Genomic DNA, 15,999 nt, shown 5'->3' on the forward strand with positions numbered 1-15,999 from the left:
ACGGAATGATGAAAAGAAAAAATTTCTTTCTCACTGCAGTCGCAATGAGCCTAGGGTTATCCCTTTCAATTTTACCTTCAATTAGCAGTGCTGCTTTGCCTGCGACATTACCAGCAACGGCACAAAGCCAAAATATGCCAAGCTTGGCACCTATGCTTGAAAAAGTACTGCCAGCGGTGGTGAATATCCATGTTTCTGGTACGCGCGTTCAAAATCAGCAGATCCCAGAAGAATTAAAATTCTTCTTTGGCCCAAATATCCCTTCACAACAACAAAGTGTTAGGCCATTTGAGGGCTTAGGCTCTGGCGTTATTATTGACGCACAACAAGGCTACATTTTAACGAATAATCACGTGATTGATGGCGCGGATAAGATCCAAATCCAACTGAATGATGGGCGTGAAATTGATGTCAAACTCATTGGTAAAGATGCGCAAACCGATATTGCGTTACTGAAAATCACCAATGCGAAAGATATCAAAAACCTTACCGCCGTTAGCATGGCAGATTCAGATAAACTCCGTGTTGGTGACTTTGCCGTTGCCGTTGGTAACCCATTTGGTTTAGGGCAAACAGCGACTTCAGGTATCATTTCGGCACTGGGTCGTAGTGGTTTAAACCTTGAAGGGTTAGAAAACTTTATCCAAACCGATGCTTCTATCAACCGCGGTAACTCCGGTGGTGCTCTGGTTAACTTAAACGGTGAATTGATTGGTATCAATACCGCAATCTTAGCTCCGGGCGGTGGTAACATCGGTATCGGCTTCGCTATCCCAAGTAATATGGCGAAAAACCTCAGTGAGCAGTTAATTAAGCACGGTGAAGTAAGACGCGGTATTTTGGGTATTAAAGGCACCGAAATGAATTCAGATATTGCTAAAGCCTTTAATATCGATGCTCAACGCGGCGCATTCGTCAGTGAAGTTCTGCCTAAATCTTCTGCCGCAAAAGCAGGCATTAAATCAGGCGACGTCCTCGTATCTGTTGATGGTAAACGTATCAACAGCTTTGCTGAGCTGAGAGCCAAAATTGGTACTAGCCAGATTGGTAAAGAGATCACGATTGGTTTGATCCGTTCAGGAAAACCAATGGATGTTAAAGTGGTTTTAGAAAACAATGAAGGCGAAGCCACTAAAGCGGAAAAACTGAGTGAATCATTACTTGGTGCAACATTATCTAACGCAACAGTTAATAACACCAAAGGTGTACAGATCGATAACGTAACACCTAAATCACCAGCAGCGGCTGTCGGTTTAGTGAAAGGTGACCTCATTTACGGTGTAAACGATGTTCGTGTCGAAACCATCGAACAGTTCCGTAAAGTCATTGATGCTAAACCACCAGTACTTGCTATGAAGGTTCTGCGTGGTGGTGAAACCTTATATCTGTTGATGAAAAACTAATTAGCCCTCTGTACTTCGAGTGAATGTCGGTTACATATGGCTTCCTTTAACTCGAAATATTTAGAGCGTTACACAAAATTGTTGTAAAAGATCAAAACAGGTACAGGACAAACTGCTGTGCCTGTTTTTTTATGTTATGCTCAAGTTCCCTTTATTAACATCAACAACCTGAATAATTCGATATCTTATGGTGAAAAAGCTTATCTGGGCAGCAATGCTAGGCCTATTAATCGCTATGATTATTATCGTTGCGGTTCCTTCCCTACGTCCTCAAGGCTTAGCAGATTTGCTTTATGGTAAAATAGATAGCGAACCTGTCAGTTATAATAAGGCTGTGCGTAAAGCCGCTCCAGCCGTTGTTTATGTTTATAGCAGCTCAAAAGGCAGTTTTTCTCAATCAGGCCGCGAATTGAAATCACTTGGCTCGGGTGTGATCATGAGTTCAAATGGCTATATCATCACCAATAAGCATGTGGTTGATAACCCTGATCAAATCTTAGTCGCCTTACAGGATGGCTCTATTTTTGATGCGCTATTAGTTGGCTCGGATGCTCTGACTGATTTAGCTGTACTAAAAATTGATGCAGAAAATCTTCCCGTTATCCCAATTAATAAATTCCGCGTCACCCATGTAGGCGATGTCGTGCTCGCTATCGGCAACCCATATAATATTGGTCAAACCGTCACCCAAGGGATTATCAGTGCAACAGGTCGTGTAGGGTTAAGCTCCACTCGGAGGCAAAATTTTTTACAAACCGATGCATCGATTAATTCAGGTAATTCAGGGGGAGCTTTGATTAATAGCGAAGGAGAGCTTGTCGGTATTAACACGCTTTCGTTCAGTGCAGGCCAAGGGGTTAGTTCAGAAGGCCTAAGTTTTGCTATCCCAACAGCACTGGCTACAAAAATTATGGAAAAACTGATCCGTGATGGACGAGTGATCCGAGGTTATATTGGGATCACCGCACGTGAATTACCGCAAATTAGAACCAACAACAACAATATCGATCAGATTAAAGGTTTGCGCGTTTTCCAAGTTGCTCCCAATGGCCCAGCGGCTAAATCCGGCATTCTCCAAGGGGATATTATTTTATCCGTCGATAATAAGCCTGCAATATCAGCCGCTGAAACGATGGACTTAGTGGCAGAGATCCGCCCCGGTAGCAAAGTACCAGTAAAAATCTTACGTGATGGTGAAGTAAAAGATGTCGATGTGATCATCGAAGAGATACCTGAAGGGCAAGCGGGCTAGGCTATTTTCTGAGAGTCTCCCCCACAGCAATACAAAAAAAAGTTGTTCAATTTGAACAACTTTTTATGTTTATCTTATCGCTCTCATCCACGAATTAATCGTCAGATTTGATCCGTTCGATATTCGCGCCTAAACCACGCAGCTTATCTTCAATATGCTCATATCCGCGGTCAATATGATAGATACGATCAACCGTTGTAGTACCTTCCGCGATACAACCTGCAATGACTAAGCTTGCTGATGCACGCAAATCTGTCGCCATGACTTGTGCTCCAGTTAGCTTTTCCACACCATGGCATAACACAGTATTACTTTCGATTTCAGCATGCGCGCCCATACGAATTAATTCAGGAATATGCATGAAACGATTTTCAAAAATTGTTTCTGTGATCATCCCTGCACCCTCAGCCACTAAATTCAATAGGCTAAATTGAGCCTGCATATCTGTTGGGAAGCCAGGATGCGGTGCAGTACGCAAAGTAACCGCTTTAGGGCGTTTGCCTTGCATATCAAGACTGATCCAATCTTCGCCTACCTCAATTTTAGCACCTGCTTCGCGCAGCTTCGCCAAAACGGCATCTAGTGTATCTGGACGAGCGTTACGGCAAACCACTTTCCCTTTTGAAACTGCTGCTGCAATAAGGAAAGTACCTGTTTCAATACGATCAGGCAGTACACGATAGGTACCACCACCTAGGCGCTCAACCCCTTCAATAACAATGCGGTCAGTACCAGCACCGGTAATTTTGGCACCTAATGTATTTAAGAAATTAGCCGTATCTTCAATTTCTGGCTCGCGAGCGGCATTCTCAATAGTTGTCGTGCCCTCAGCTAATGTTGCCGCGGTCATAATAGTCACCGTAGCGCCAACACTCACTTTATCCATGACAATACAAGCGCCTTTTAAACGCCCATCAACCGTCGCTTTCACATAGCCGTCTTCTAGGATAATGTGCGCGCCGAGCTGCTCTAAGCCTGAGATATGTAGGTCAACAGGACGAGCGCCAATCGCGCAGCCTCCCGGTAAAGAAACTTCCCCGTGACCAAAACGAGCGACTAGCGGTGCGAGAGCCCAAATGGAAGCACGCATGGTTTTGACCAGATCATAAGGTGCACAGTATTCAGTGACATTTCTGGCATCAACATAAATGGAACCATTACGTTCAACTTTCGTTCCGAGTTGATTCAGCAACTTAATCGTTGTATCGATATCCCTAAGCTTAGGTACATTTTGGATCTCTACCGGCTCTTCAGCCAACAGCGCAGCGAACAGAATTGGTAATGCGGCATTTTTCGCACCAGAAATTGTTACCTCACCTTCTAAGCGGGTAGGCCCTTTAACTAAAAATTTATCCATTCGGTTACTCTCGTATTCACACTCGCCATACTTCAAGTTGCGGATGTAATCGACTTCCTTAGTCCAGTGGCTTGCTAGAACTTCCTTTTATTGAGCGACGACAGGCAACGTGAAATATTTGGAGTATAGATTTTAAATACTGTTCGCGGATTTTTTATCAAAAACCGTTTAGCTTGCGGTCGCGAGCCCACTCTGCTGGGGTATATGCTTTTATTGAAAGCGCATGAATACGATTATCCGCGATATACTCCATTAAAGGGGCATAAACAGCTTGTTGCTGTTTGACTCTGCTCATATTTTCAAACATGGCACCGACGGCAATAACCTGAAAGTGGCTGCCATCACCATTAACAATTACCTCATCCAGAGATAGCTTATCCATCAATACTTGTTTTATTTCGTTGGGTTCCATATATGACTCAATTTTATAATCATTGGTTACGGGTATAAATAGACGTCTATCCTAAAGGATCCGTCACAATTCTTAAACCAAAGAAAACGCCTCTGGTGCACAAAAACACGCAGAGGCGCCTTTCTTTACACAAACTGACCTTAACTTAGCAATAATGACTTAACACCATAAAGCTCCATCAAGGTTGTTAGATTATCACTCATACCGACTATCTTCAGTGAGCGTTTTTCTGTTGCCAATTCGCCTTTTAGGCGCACTAGCATTGCTAGCCCTGTTGAATCAACGTGTTCCAAGCCCGAAACATCGATTTGCTCAACCTCAGCAAGTAATGATTTTCGCTTTTCCCAGAACACCAGCAAAGAGTCTCGGCCTAATGTGCCGGACAGTAACAATGCCGATGATGACTTTTCCCACGTAAGATCATGACTCATTTGATTATTTCTCTTCCAGCGTAATAGGTGCTTTCGCACTGATTTCTAACTGTTTTGTTAAGCCATCAATGCCTTGTTTACGCAGGATATCACCCCATTCGTTTTGTTTGGTCGTGATCATACTGACGCCCTCTGCAATCATATCATAGGCCTGCCAGTTACCTGTTTTACTGTTTTTGCGCCATTGGAAATCAAGGCGTACTGGTGGACGGCCATTTGGATCTATGATGGTGACTCGAATAGCAACAATGTTTTTATTCCCAATAGGTTGCTCTGGTGCTATCTGATAAGTTTGACCATGGTACATCGCGAGTGCTTGACCATAAACTTGCTCAAGATACGCTTCGAAAGCAGTAAAGTAAGCGTCACGCTGCGCAGGCGTCGCGTTCTTGTAGTAAGTGCCTAAGACTAAAGCCCCTGCATATTTAATTTGTACATATGGCAATAATTCTTCACGAACAATAGTTCTCAGGTAGTTAGGGTCTTTACGAATTTGCGGCTGCTCATTCTTTAAACGGGTAAAGGTTTTTTCAGCCGCTTCATCCATCAGCTTATACGGGTTGGTTTGATCTATCGCCATTGCAAATGGTGCAATCGCTAACATTGCTATCATCATTAAGCGCTTAAACATAAGTTATTCCTTCTAAATTCGTCTTAACATCGAATCAATTAGCAGCAGGAGCAGGTTGAGATTCAGCGCCTTGGCTATCGCCGCTCTTATACAAGAATTGACCTATCAAATCCTCTAAAACCATCGCAGGTTTGGTATCTTCAATACGTCCACCATCTTTCAATAATTCTGCATCGAGACCTTCACCATAGGGCCCGATATTCATCGCAATATATTGCTCACCGAGTAAGCCGGAAGTACGAATAGATAATGAGCTGGTATCAGGAATATTATTATATTCACTTAGTAGGTCAATTTTAACATCAGGCACATAGGTCTCTTTGTTAAGCGTAATGCTAGCAACGCGCCCAATCACAACGCCCCCCACTTTCACTGGGGAACCTTCTTTTAAGCCACCAATATTTTCAAAAGAGGCCGAAATCTGATAAGTCGATTGGCTACCGAGCGATTTTATATCCGCCACTTTTAGGCACAGAAAAATAATTGCCGCAATCGCTAGCAATATAAAACAACCTACCCATACTTCACTTTTTTTACTTTGCATGACTTAGTTCCCAAACATCAGTGCTGTAAGTACAAAATCTAGACCAAGAACCGCTAACGATGCATGGACCACGGTTCGTGTTGTCGCTTGGCTAATCCCTTCCGATGTTGGGATAGCATCATAGCCGTTGAACAACGCAATCCAAGTCACCGTTATGGCAAACACTAAGCTCTTGATAAAGCAATTTACAATGTCCATCCGCCAATCAACGGAGGATTGCATTGAGGCCCAAAAGAACCCTTCATCAATCCCTTTCCAATCAACGCCAACCAATGCACCACCTAGGATACCTACTGCAACAAATATCAGTGATAGCAATGGCATGCTAATAAAACCAGCCCAAAAACGCGGTGCTATCACTCGACGAAGAGGATCCACCGCCATCATTTCAAGGCTAGAAATTTGTTCTGTTGCTTTCATTAAGCCAATTTCAGCCGTCAATGCAGAGCCTGCCCGCCCTGCAAACAAAAGGGCTGTCACAACCGGACCAAGTTCACGCAACAAAGATAGTGCCACCATCATACCAAGGCTGGCTTCTGCGCTAAACGTTGTCAGAACTAAATAGCCCTGTAACCCAAGCACCATACCAATAAATAGCCCTGAGACAGCGACAATCAAGAGTGATTGCACACCAACAGCATATAACTGCTTAATTAATAATGGCCACTGCTTGGAAAACTCAGGTTTCCCAATTAATGAGCGAAATAGCATATAACCCGCTCGCCCAAAGGCCGAAAAAATTTCAATCCACCGACGTCCGAGGGCAGCAATTGCCTCTACTATCATCTTATTTTACCCTAATAAATCAGCCAGATAATCATTGGCGGGGAAACGGAACGGTACAGGCCCGTCAGCAATACCATCTAAAAACTGCCTAACACGCGGGTCTTGGTTGTTACGTAGTTCATCCCCCGTTCCTTTCGCAATCACATGCTGCTGAGCCACAATATAGGCTTTATCCGCAATGCTCAGTACTTCAGGAACATCGTGAGAAACCACAACACAAGTCACGCCTAACGCCTGATTAAGCTCATCAATCAATTTGACCAAAACTCCCATCGTAATGGGGTCTTGTCCAACGAAAGGCTCATCAAACATGATCAGTTCAGGATCAAGTGCAATCGCTCGAGCTAATGCAGCTCGTCTTGCCATCCCGCCTGATAACTCTGAAGGCATCAATTTCGCAGCACCACGCAAACCAACCGCCTCTAGTTTCATCATCACCGTTGTGTGGATCAATGACTCAGGTAAGTTGGTATGTTCACGCAGCGGAAATGCGACGTTATTGAACACATTCATATCCGTAAACAGCGCACCAGACTGGAAAAGCATGCTCATCTTTTTACGCGACTGGTACAATTTTGAACGTGATAACGCTGGAATATTATCACCATCAAACCAAATTTCACCTTGTTCTGGGCGTAACTGACCACCAATGAGACGTAATAAGGTGGTTTTACCAATCCCTGAAGGCCCCATAATTGCCGTTATCTTACCGCGTGGTACGGTTAGGTTAATATCCTCGAATATTTTCCGACTACCACGGGTAAAAGACATGTTACGTACTTCAATTAAGTTGTCTGTCTGTGCTTGCATTTGTTTGATAGCTCATTACACCATGAATTTTGTCTTTTAGACGCACCAAGAGCACGATCTTACAGAAAGATAAACCGAAAATCGTCTAATATCGCATCTGATTGTATTTATAGTATTATAACGTTCGAAATATGTCTGTTGATGTTCAAAATGTGTATTTATATAACTAAAAGGAACATAAAACAGTTCAACGACTTATAGTTAACCAGATTTTTACGCAATTAAAGCAGATAGCTCTTAGACTTTAAAAATTTGTTATCGTTTGAGAATACTAAAGTTTATCATCTTTTATTTGGTTTATGATGCTAATAAATGCAAAGCGCTCTTTGACTTAAGTTTTTGTTAATCACAACACCGTTAGTATTCATTAAAGTACAATGAATATTCGACTAATTTGACAAAGCACTTACTGATAGTAAGTATTCGTTATACAATTCGCGCTCGCTAATCCGATTAACTGAAAAGCTACGCATGGAACAGAAAATGTCAAACATCGATTTTCAGCAAGTAGGCAAAGAAGTTCTCCATATCGAAAGTGAAGGCCTAAAAAACTTAGAACAATATATCAACGATGACTTTACTCACGCTTGCCAGCGCATTTTTGCCTGCCAAGGGAAGGTTGTTGTGATGGGCATGGGGAAATCGGGACATATTGGGCGAAAAATTGCAGCAACATTAGCCAGCACAGGTACCCCTTCTTTCTTTGTTCACCCCGGAGAAGCCAGCCATGGTGACTTAGGGATGATCACCAATAAAGATATTGTATTGGCGATTTCTAATTCAGGAGAGTCAAGTGAGATCCTTGCGCTGCTGCCTGTTTTAAAGCGAATTAAAGTTCCGCTGATCTGTATGACCAATAATCCCAATAGCAGTATGGGCAAATATGCAGATATCCATCTATGCATCAAAGTACCAAAAGAAGCTTGCCCACTGGGACTTGCACCAACCACCAGTACAACAGCAACGCTGGTAATGGGGGATGCTTTAGCTATTGCGCTACTGACGGCAAGAGGCTTTACGCCAGAAGATTTCGCCCTTTCCCACCCAGGTGGCGCACTAGGGCGCAAACTTTTACTACTAGTTCGTGATTTAATGAACGTTGGCGATGATATTCCGCATATTCCTCAAACAGCAACGTTACGTGAAGCTTTAATTGAGATTACTCGCAAAAAATTGGGGATGACGGTTATTTGTGATGACGAAATGAATATTGCTGGTATTTTTACCGACGGTGATTTGCGTCGTATTTTCGACATGGGCATCGATCTTAATAATGCCAAAATCGCCGATGTAATGACCCGTGGTGGAATTAGAGTGTCACAGAATATGCTAGCAGTAGAAGCACTCAACCTAATGCAGTCTAAACATATTACTTCGTTAATGGTTGCTGAAGGTAATAAATTAGTGGGTGTCTTGCATATGCACGACCTCTTACAAGCAGGCGTGGTATAAAAAGGAATGATTATGGATCCGCACTATCAGGATACCTGTTATGGCCCAGTCGCCGAGACAGTATTGCAGAAAGCCGCTAAAGTTAAATTATTAATCTGTGATGTCGATGGTGTTATGTCTGACGGACTGATTTATATGGGTAATAACGGCGAAGAACTCAAAGCCTTCAATGTCCGTGATGGATACGGTATTCGCTGCTTACTCACCTCTGGTATCGAAGTGGCGATTATCACCGGTCGAAAAGCCAAATTGCTTGAAGATCGCGCGAAGACATTAGGGATTACATATCTTTACCAAGGTCAAAGCGATAAGCTTTTGGCGTATCATGAACTGTTAGATACACTGAAGATAACAGAAGAAGAAGCGGCCTATATTGGGGATGACCTTATTGATTGGCCTGTTATGGCAAAAGTTGGGCTATCGGCAGCGGTTGCTGATGCACATCCATTATTACTACCAAAGGCAGATTACGTCACACGTCTTGGTGGGGGTAAAGGGGCGGTACGTGAACTTTGCGACCTCATCCTTCTAGCGCAAAATAAACTGGAAGAAGCTAAAGGCTTATCGATTTAAAGAATAAAGACACCCATGAGTAACGCTAAAAAGTGGTTAATTATCCTGTTATCATTGATAGCACTTGGTCTGATCGGCTGGAACCTTGCCGGTCTTGACACAGACACGCCCACAAACAGTGTCCTTGATAACAGCCAACCTAATTATCAAACCGATGATTCAGTGACATTTGTCTATAATCCAGCGGGTGATTTGGCCTATAAATTAGTATCAGATAAAATTGATAATTATACGGCTGAAAAAATCACTTGGTTTGCTAACCCTGTTTTAACAACATACAACGAAGTCGGTGTACCCACTTGGACTGTACGGGCGCTAAAAGCCAAGTTAACAAATGATAGAGTGCTCTATCTGTATAACGATGTACAGGCCGATAGTTTAAGCCCGGATTCCCAAATCCAACGGATTTCAACCCAAAGTGCCGTCGTTAACCTGATAACACAAGATGTTTCATCAGATGACAAAGTCACTATTATCGGGCAAGGCCTTAATTCTACCGGTCTAAAAATGCGCGGTAACCTGCGCTCAAGAACCGCAGAGTTAATTGAAGATGTAAAAACACATTACGTGCTACAAAAAGAAGAGCAAAAAAATGAATCAAGTAAATAAAAAGCGTTTTATTCAAGGAGCCGTTGCCAGCGCAATTTTTGCTCTTAGCGTACCAGCTTCTGCATTAAAAACTGACACGCAACAGCCAATGACGATTAATTCAGTCAAGCAATCCCTTGATTTAGAAAAAAATGTCACCACATTTACTGATGATGTCGTTATTAAGCAAGGCTCTATTGATATCCGAGCAAATAAGGTGGTTGTGACGCGCCCTAGCAGTAATTCAGATAAAATTACGATAGAAGCGTTTGGTAACCCAGTGACCTTCTATCAATTACAAGATGATGGTAAGCCAATTAAAGGCCGAGCGTCAAAAGCACGCTATGAGGTGGATAAAGAGCTCCTCACATTAACTGGCAATGCTTATCTTGAGCAGTTAGACAGTAATATTAAAGGTGATAAGATCACCTATATCGTGCCAACGCAGCAAATGGAAGCGTTTAGTGACAAAGGGAAACGTGTCACGACAGTATTATTGCCATCACAGCTACAAGAAAAAGGCCCAGCGGCAAACAACGGAAAGAGTAAATAATCGTTATGGCGACATTAACCGCAGAGAATCTGGCAAAAGCCTATAAAAAACGCAAGGTCGTTGAAGATGTTAGCCTTGAGGTGAAATCTGGCGAAATTGTTGGTCTTTTAGGCCCTAATGGTGCGGGAAAAACGACCACCTTTTATATGGTCGTCGGCATCGTCCAGCGGGATGCAGGCAAAATTACCATTGATGGTGAAGATATTAGTCTCCTTCCGCTTCATGAACGTGCGCGCCGTGGTATTGGCTATCTTCCTCAAGAGGCGTCGATTTTCCGTCGTTTGAGTGTTTATGATAATCTAATGGCAGTGCTAGAAATACGCCATGACCTCAACACTGAGCAACGCAAAGAGCGTGCAGAAGAGTTAATGGAAGAATTTAGCATTACCCATTTGCGTGATAGCATTGGCCAATCGTTGTCTGGTGGGGAACGTCGCCGCGTAGAGATTGCTCGTGCATTAGCAGCAAACCCGAAATTTATTCTATTAGATGAACCGTTTGCAGGTGTTGACCCGATTTCGGTATTAGATATTAAAAAAATTATCCAACATTTACGTGATTATGGCTTAGGAGTACTCATCACTGACCATAACGTACGTGAAACGCTCGATGTTTGTGAAAGAGCCTATATTGTCAGTCAAGGGCACTTAATTGCTCATGGCACACCTGAAATGATCCTAGAAAACGAACAAGTAAAACGGGTATATTTAGGGGAAGGTTTCCGGTTGTAAGTCATTGGTTAAGCATTCAATTGAGGTGGAGATAAAAGCACATTCATGAAGCAAAGTTTGCAGCTCAGAATCAGTCAACAACTTGCAATGACTCCTCAATTGCAACAGGCTATCCGTCTGTTGCAACTTTCTACGCTTGAGCTACAACAAGAGATCCAACTCGCCCTAGAAACTAACCCGCTTCTGGAACAAGAAGAAAACACCTCTGACTTAGACTCCCTTGATAGTCTCGATATTCATACTGACAGCAGTGAAATCGATACTAAAGATGCCCTTGAAAAAAGTGATATGCCAGATGAGCTTCCTTTGGATGCGAATTGGGATGAAATTTATACTGCGGGTACGCCATCGGGTACAAATAATGACTATAGCTTTGATGAGTTACCCGTCTATCAAGGGGAAACCACACAGACGCTGCAAGACTATTTGTTATGGCAATCTGAATTAACGCCTTTTACAGACACAGACAGAGCGATTGCTACCGCGATTATTGACTCAATTGATGATTCTGGCTATCTGACAACGCCAATAAAAGAGATCCACGAAGGTATCAATAACCCAGATATCACACTTGAAGAAGTGGTCGCTGTTTTAAAACGCATTCAGCATTTTGATCCGCTTGGTGTGGCAGCACAAGATCTAAAAGAGTGCTTATTGATCCAGCTATCCCTTTACCCAAAAGATACTGACGGGCTAGATGAGGCTCGGTTGATTATTAGTCAACATATTGATTTACTGGCTAATCGTGATTTTCGCCAGCTCAGTAAACTCACCCGTCTAAAAGAGGATGCTTTAAAAACCGCTATTGACCTGATATTGACGTTGAACCCTAAACCGGGCCAATCTATCAATACCGGAGAGTCGGAATATGTTATTCCCGATGTTTTGGTGAAAAAAATCAACGGGCACTGGCAAGTTGAATTAAATACAGATAGCATCCCTAAATTAGGTATCAATAATCACTATGCTTCTTTGATAAAAGATTCCGTGAACGAAAGTGATTCACAATATATTCGTAGTCACTTACAAGATGCCAAATGGCTGATAAAAAGCTTAGAAAGCCGTAATGAAACTTTGTTAAAAGTGGCGACTTGTATTGTAGAGCAACAACAAGAATTCTTTGAGTTCGGTGAAGAGTACATGAAACCCATGATATTGGCAGATATTGCTTATCAAGTGGATATGCACGAATCAACGATTTCGAGAGTGACAACTCAAAAGTTTCTCCATAGCCCGCGAGGAATTTTCGAGTTGAAGTATTTTTTCTCTAGCCACGTCAGTACCGATACAGGAGGTGAAGCCTCTTCAACGGCAATACGTGCGTTAGTGAAAAAACTGGTTGCTGCTGAAAACCCAGCAAAACCATTAAGTGACAGTAAATTGACAAGCATGCTAGCCGAACAGGGCATTCAGGTTGCACGTCGAACTGTCGCTAAGTACCGTGAATCGTTATCTATTCCGCCCTCAAACCAACGCAAACAGTTGGTTTAATTGATAAAATAAGGAAGGTTGTATGGAATTTCAGATTACTGGACACAATATTGAAGTCACCCCTGCATTACGTGAAACTGTTGAGAAAAAGATCAGAAAATTGGAACAATTGTTTGATCGCATTAACGGTATTCAAGTCATTCTGAAAGTTGAAAAAGTTCAGCAAATTGCTGAAGCAACTGTGCAGGTTAATGGTGCTGAACTCCATGCGTCAGCGGAAGAAAGTGATATGTACGCTGCAATTGACCAACTGGTAGACAAACTGTCACGCCAATTAACTAAACATAAAGAAAAACTGAGACAACACTAATACATTTATGGTGAAATCACAGGTTGATTTCAGGCCTTCACCAGACCTTCAATGTTTAGTGGCGGTCATTAGGGATTGTAAAAATAAGCGTCGAAAGCCAAACGGTTGGTTTTCAACGTATGAAACAACGCGAACAACAGTATGCGTTCTCAGTTTGTTAACAACAATCCCAAATCATACTGTGGTGTATAACTAATAAATGGCTTAAACCAGATGGTGGCATACACCATCTGGTTTTGTAGTCCTAAGTGAACAATAAAATGAACAGTGATATAGAAATCCAATTAAGCGCCGTATTATCTTCAGCTTGTACACGCAATAACCTTACTTGTACTAGTAAAAAAAGAGCACTTGAGATTATTAGTGAACTGGCTGCCGCAGAGTTGGGATTACCGGAAAACACGGTATTTGAAGCTTTACTCACCAGAGAAAAAGTAGGAACAACAGGTATTGGCGGAGGAATCGCCATCCCTCACGGCAAGCTAGCAGAAGGTGAACATACACAAGCTGTTGGTGTTTTTTTGCATCTGGAAGAGCCAATCGCCTTCGATGCCATTGATAACCAACCTGTTGATCTGCTTTTTGCGCTATTAGTGCCCGCAGATCAGTGTAAAACGCATCTACACACTTTATCATTAATCGCGAAAAAATTAGCCGACAAATCTCTTTGTAAGCGTCTGAGATCGGCACAAAGCGATGCAGAGTTATATAGTATTATTACTGAGTAGCCTATAATTAAATAACTTCGTCATCACAGGGTTACATGTCTATGAAATTTTGATATTTTCTATATAGCTGTACTGACATAGACTGTGATGTTCTGATAAGTAAGCAAACGATCTATTCAACTATCGGGGTCCTATGATCACCGAAAAGAAACAAAAGGGAGTTAGCTCATGGTGCTGATGATTGTCAGCGGCCGTTCCGGTTCGGGAAAATCCGTTGCCTTACGTGCGCTGGAAGATATGGGTTTCTATTGTGTGGATAACCTGCCGGTTGTGCTGCTTCCAGAACTGGCCAATTCACTCGCAGATCGTAATATTTCAGCTGCTGTGAGCATTGATGTGCGTAATATGCCTGACAACCCAGAAATCTTTGAAGAGGCTTTAGGTAGATTACCTTCTAGCTTTTCGCCGCAATTGCTATTTCTGGATGCCGATCGCAACACATTAATTCGCCGCTATAGTGATACTCGTAGATTACATCCACTTTCGAGCAAAAACTTGTCACTTGAAAGTGCTATCGATGAAGAAAATGAGCTTTTAGAGCCTTTACGGTCACGCGCTGATTTAGTGATTGATACCTCAGAAATGTCAGTCCATGAATTAGCCGAGATGCTCAGAACGCGTTTGATGGGTAAACGTGAACGAGAGCTAACCATGGTATTCGAATCTTTTGGTTTCAAACATGGTATTCCTATCGATGCAGACTATGTTTTCGATGTGCGCTTTTTACCGAACCCACATTGGGATCCGAAATTGCGCCCAATGACAGGCCTCGATCGCCCTGTTGCCGCATTCCTCGATAGGCACACAGAGGTACACAACTTTATTTATCAAACACGTAGCTACCTTGAATTATGGCTGCCTATGCTTGAGACCAATAACCGTAGTTACCTCACGGTGGCAATCGGCTGTACCGGAGGGAAACACCGTTCGGTCTATGTCGCTGAGCAATTAGCTGATTACTTCCGTTCTCGTGGTAAGAATGTACAATCTCGCCACAGAACCCTAGAAAAACGCAAGTAATGACCTTAAAAGCGACAATCACATTAAAAAACCGGCTTGGTATGCATGCTAGGCCGGCAATGTTACTTTATGAATTAGTTAAAAAATTTAACTCTAAGGTTATTTTACGCAATAATAATCAGATTGAGGCTGAGGCCGATAGCGTTATTGCGATGTTGATGTTAGACTCAGAGCAAGGAAGTACCATTGATATTGAGGTTAGCGGCCCTGATGAGGATCAGGCTTTATCCGCGATTATTAACCTGTTCGAAAGTGGATTTGATGAAAGCTAGTATAATCCACCATTTATTTATGAACTAAATATCAATAATTTTACAAGTATTGGCTCAAAGATCGTGATCATGATCTCTTCCTTTTGGAGCTTGAAGAGCCTAATATTTTATACAATTTTATCACAGCGACACCCCCTACCTTATTGGGTGGGGGGTGTTTGCTTTGTACGTCTCTATTGGAGTGTGGTATGACAAAGCCAACAATTATTATCAATGATTTAGATGCAGAACGCCTAGATGCACTGTTGGAACAAGCAGCTTATGCGGGTACCCCAGTTGCTGACGCACTGAATGATGAACTTGATCGTGCAGACATCCTGTCACCACAGGAAATTCCTGCTGACGTCGTCACAATGAACAGTACGGTGCGTTTTCTTGATTTGATTAGCAATGAAGAACGCACACGCACTTTAGTTTACCCAGCCTCTTTAAAAGATAGTGCTGAGCAGCTCTCTGTTATGGCGCCAATCGGTGCGGCTTTGCTTGGTCTGCATGTTAATGATGAGATCAGTTGGGCATTGCCTAATGGTGTTGAAACACGCGTAAGAGTACTCGAAATTATTTATCAGCCAGAAGCCGCGGGTGAATACCATCGTTAATGGTATAAAATCGCCTAACTTAGCAATAACATCAATGTATTAAATAAGCAGGCTGA

General features: G+C 42.6%; 20 protein-coding genes. 13 read left to right on the plus strand and 7 right to left on the minus strand.

The window, feature by feature from the left end; genetic code table 11:
* Positions 1-8 precede the first annotated feature (8 nt).
* Positions 9-1,403: a Do family serine endopeptidase gene (locus I3B46_RS17930; RefSeq protein ID WP_164457004.1), complete on the plus strand. Its 1,395-nt coding sequence runs from the start codon at positions 9-11 to the stop codon at positions 1,401-1,403.
* A gap of 187 nt (positions 1,404-1,590) precedes the next feature.
* Positions 1,591-2,655 carry an outer membrane-stress sensor serine endopeptidase DegS gene (gene degS / locus I3B46_RS17935; RefSeq protein WP_004925447.1) on the plus strand — a complete coding sequence of 355 codons (1,065 nt, stop codon included), beginning with the start codon at positions 1,591-1,593 and terminating at the stop codon, positions 2,653-2,655.
* Between the two features lie 94 nt (positions 2,656-2,749).
* Here degS and murA read toward each other — a convergent pair whose 3' ends face one another.
* The 7 genes from murA to mlaF form a co-directional block, all read right to left on the minus strand.
* Complete coding sequence (gene murA / locus I3B46_RS17940) at positions 2,750-4,012, minus strand: UDP-N-acetylglucosamine 1-carboxyvinyltransferase (protein WP_004925449.1); 1,263 nt, start codon at positions 4,010-4,012, stop codon at positions 2,750-2,752.
* A 157-nt stretch (positions 4,013-4,169) separates the two neighbouring features.
* On the minus strand, positions 4,170-4,424 hold the full coding sequence (gene ibaG / locus I3B46_RS17945; protein WP_004925453.1) for a BolA family iron metabolism protein IbaG: 255 nt from the start codon (positions 4,422-4,424) through the stop codon (positions 4,170-4,172).
* Positions 4,425-4,564: 140 nt separating this feature from the next.
* On the minus strand, positions 4,565-4,855 hold the full coding sequence (gene mlaB / locus I3B46_RS17950; protein WP_004925456.1) for a lipid asymmetry maintenance protein MlaB: 291 nt from the start codon (positions 4,853-4,855) through the stop codon (positions 4,565-4,567).
* 4 nt (positions 4,856-4,859) lie between these two features.
* Complete coding sequence (gene mlaC, locus I3B46_RS17955) at positions 4,860-5,486, minus strand: phospholipid-binding protein MlaC (protein ID WP_004925458.1); 627 nt, start codon at positions 5,484-5,486, stop codon at positions 4,860-4,862.
* Positions 5,487-5,520: 34 nt separating this feature from the next.
* Positions 5,521-6,030 (minus strand): outer membrane lipid asymmetry maintenance protein MlaD, encoded by a 510-nt coding sequence (gene mlaD / locus I3B46_RS17960; protein WP_004925461.1) that lies wholly within the window; start codon positions 6,028-6,030, stop codon positions 5,521-5,523.
* A 3-nt stretch (positions 6,031-6,033) separates the two neighbouring features.
* Positions 6,034-6,816 (minus strand): lipid asymmetry maintenance ABC transporter permease subunit MlaE, encoded by a 783-nt coding sequence (gene mlaE, locus I3B46_RS17965; RefSeq protein ID WP_004925463.1) that lies wholly within the window; start codon positions 6,814-6,816, stop codon positions 6,034-6,036.
* Positions 6,817-6,822: 6 nt separating this feature from the next.
* Positions 6,823-7,626, minus strand: a complete 804-nt coding sequence (gene mlaF, locus I3B46_RS17970; RefSeq protein WP_004925466.1) for a phospholipid ABC transporter ATP-binding protein MlaF — start codon at positions 7,624-7,626, stop codon at positions 6,823-6,825.
* Between the two features lie 483 nt (positions 7,627-8,109).
* On the opposite strand from mlaF, the gene kdsD reads away from it, so the two are divergent.
* The 11 genes from kdsD to rnk all read left to right on the plus strand — a co-directional run bounded on the left by kdsD (position 8,110) and on the right by rnk (position 15,943).
* The gene (kdsD, locus tag I3B46_RS17975; RefSeq protein WP_014657575.1) at positions 8,110-9,078 is read left to right on the plus strand and encodes an arabinose-5-phosphate isomerase KdsD; all 969 of its coding nucleotides are present in this window, start codon (positions 8,110-8,112) and stop codon (positions 9,076-9,078) included.
* 12 nt (positions 9,079-9,090) lie between these two features.
* A complete protein-coding gene (kdsC, locus tag I3B46_RS17980; protein ID WP_014657574.1) occupies positions 9,091-9,651 on the plus strand; it encodes a 3-deoxy-manno-octulosonate-8-phosphatase KdsC in 561 nt (186 codons plus the stop codon).
* Between the two features lie 15 nt (positions 9,652-9,666).
* Positions 9,667-10,260, plus strand: a complete 594-nt coding sequence (gene lptC, locus I3B46_RS17985) for an LPS export ABC transporter periplasmic protein LptC (RefSeq protein WP_004925475.1) — start codon at positions 9,667-9,669, stop codon at positions 10,258-10,260.
* Positions 10,244-10,792 (plus strand): lipopolysaccharide ABC transporter substrate-binding protein LptA, encoded by a 549-nt coding sequence (gene lptA, locus I3B46_RS17990; protein WP_004925478.1) that lies wholly within the window; start codon positions 10,244-10,246, stop codon positions 10,790-10,792. Before lptC ends, lptA begins: the two co-directional genes overlap by 17 nt.
* Positions 10,793-10,797: 5 nt before the next feature.
* A complete protein-coding gene (lptB, locus tag I3B46_RS17995) occupies positions 10,798-11,523 on the plus strand; it encodes an LPS export ABC transporter ATP-binding protein (RefSeq protein WP_004925481.1) in 726 nt (241 codons plus the stop codon).
* A 45-nt stretch (positions 11,524-11,568) separates the two neighbouring features.
* Positions 11,569-13,014, plus strand: a complete 1,446-nt coding sequence (gene rpoN / locus I3B46_RS18000; RefSeq protein ID WP_004925484.1) for an RNA polymerase factor sigma-54 — start codon at positions 11,569-11,571, stop codon at positions 13,012-13,014.
* 22 nt (positions 13,015-13,036) lie between these two features.
* Positions 13,037-13,324 (plus strand): ribosome hibernation promoting factor, encoded by a 288-nt coding sequence (gene hpf / locus I3B46_RS18005; RefSeq protein WP_004925485.1) that lies wholly within the window; start codon positions 13,037-13,039, stop codon positions 13,322-13,324.
* 260 nt (positions 13,325-13,584) lie between these two features.
* Positions 13,585-14,052 (plus strand): PTS IIA-like nitrogen regulatory protein PtsN, encoded by a 468-nt coding sequence (ptsN, locus tag I3B46_RS18010; protein WP_004925489.1) that lies wholly within the window; start codon positions 13,585-13,587, stop codon positions 14,050-14,052.
* Positions 14,053-14,220: 168 nt separating this feature from the next.
* Positions 14,221-15,072 (plus strand): RNase adapter RapZ, encoded by an 852-nt coding sequence (gene rapZ / locus I3B46_RS18015; protein WP_004925493.1) that lies wholly within the window; start codon positions 14,221-14,223, stop codon positions 15,070-15,072.
* Positions 15,072-15,344 (plus strand): PTS phosphocarrier protein NPr, encoded by a 273-nt coding sequence (gene npr, locus I3B46_RS18020; protein WP_004925495.1) that lies wholly within the window; start codon positions 15,072-15,074, stop codon positions 15,342-15,344. Before rapZ ends, npr begins: the two co-directional genes overlap by 1 nt.
* A 188-nt stretch (positions 15,345-15,532) precedes the next feature.
* Complete coding sequence (rnk, locus tag I3B46_RS18025; protein WP_004925498.1) at positions 15,533-15,943, plus strand: nucleoside diphosphate kinase regulator; 411 nt, start codon at positions 15,533-15,535, stop codon at positions 15,941-15,943.
* Positions 15,944-15,999: the final 56 nt, after the last annotated feature.

This window comes from Providencia sp. 2.29 (assembly GCF_015832305.1).
Lineage (GTDB): Bacteria > Pseudomonadota > Gammaproteobacteria > Enterobacterales > Enterobacteriaceae > Providencia > Providencia stuartii.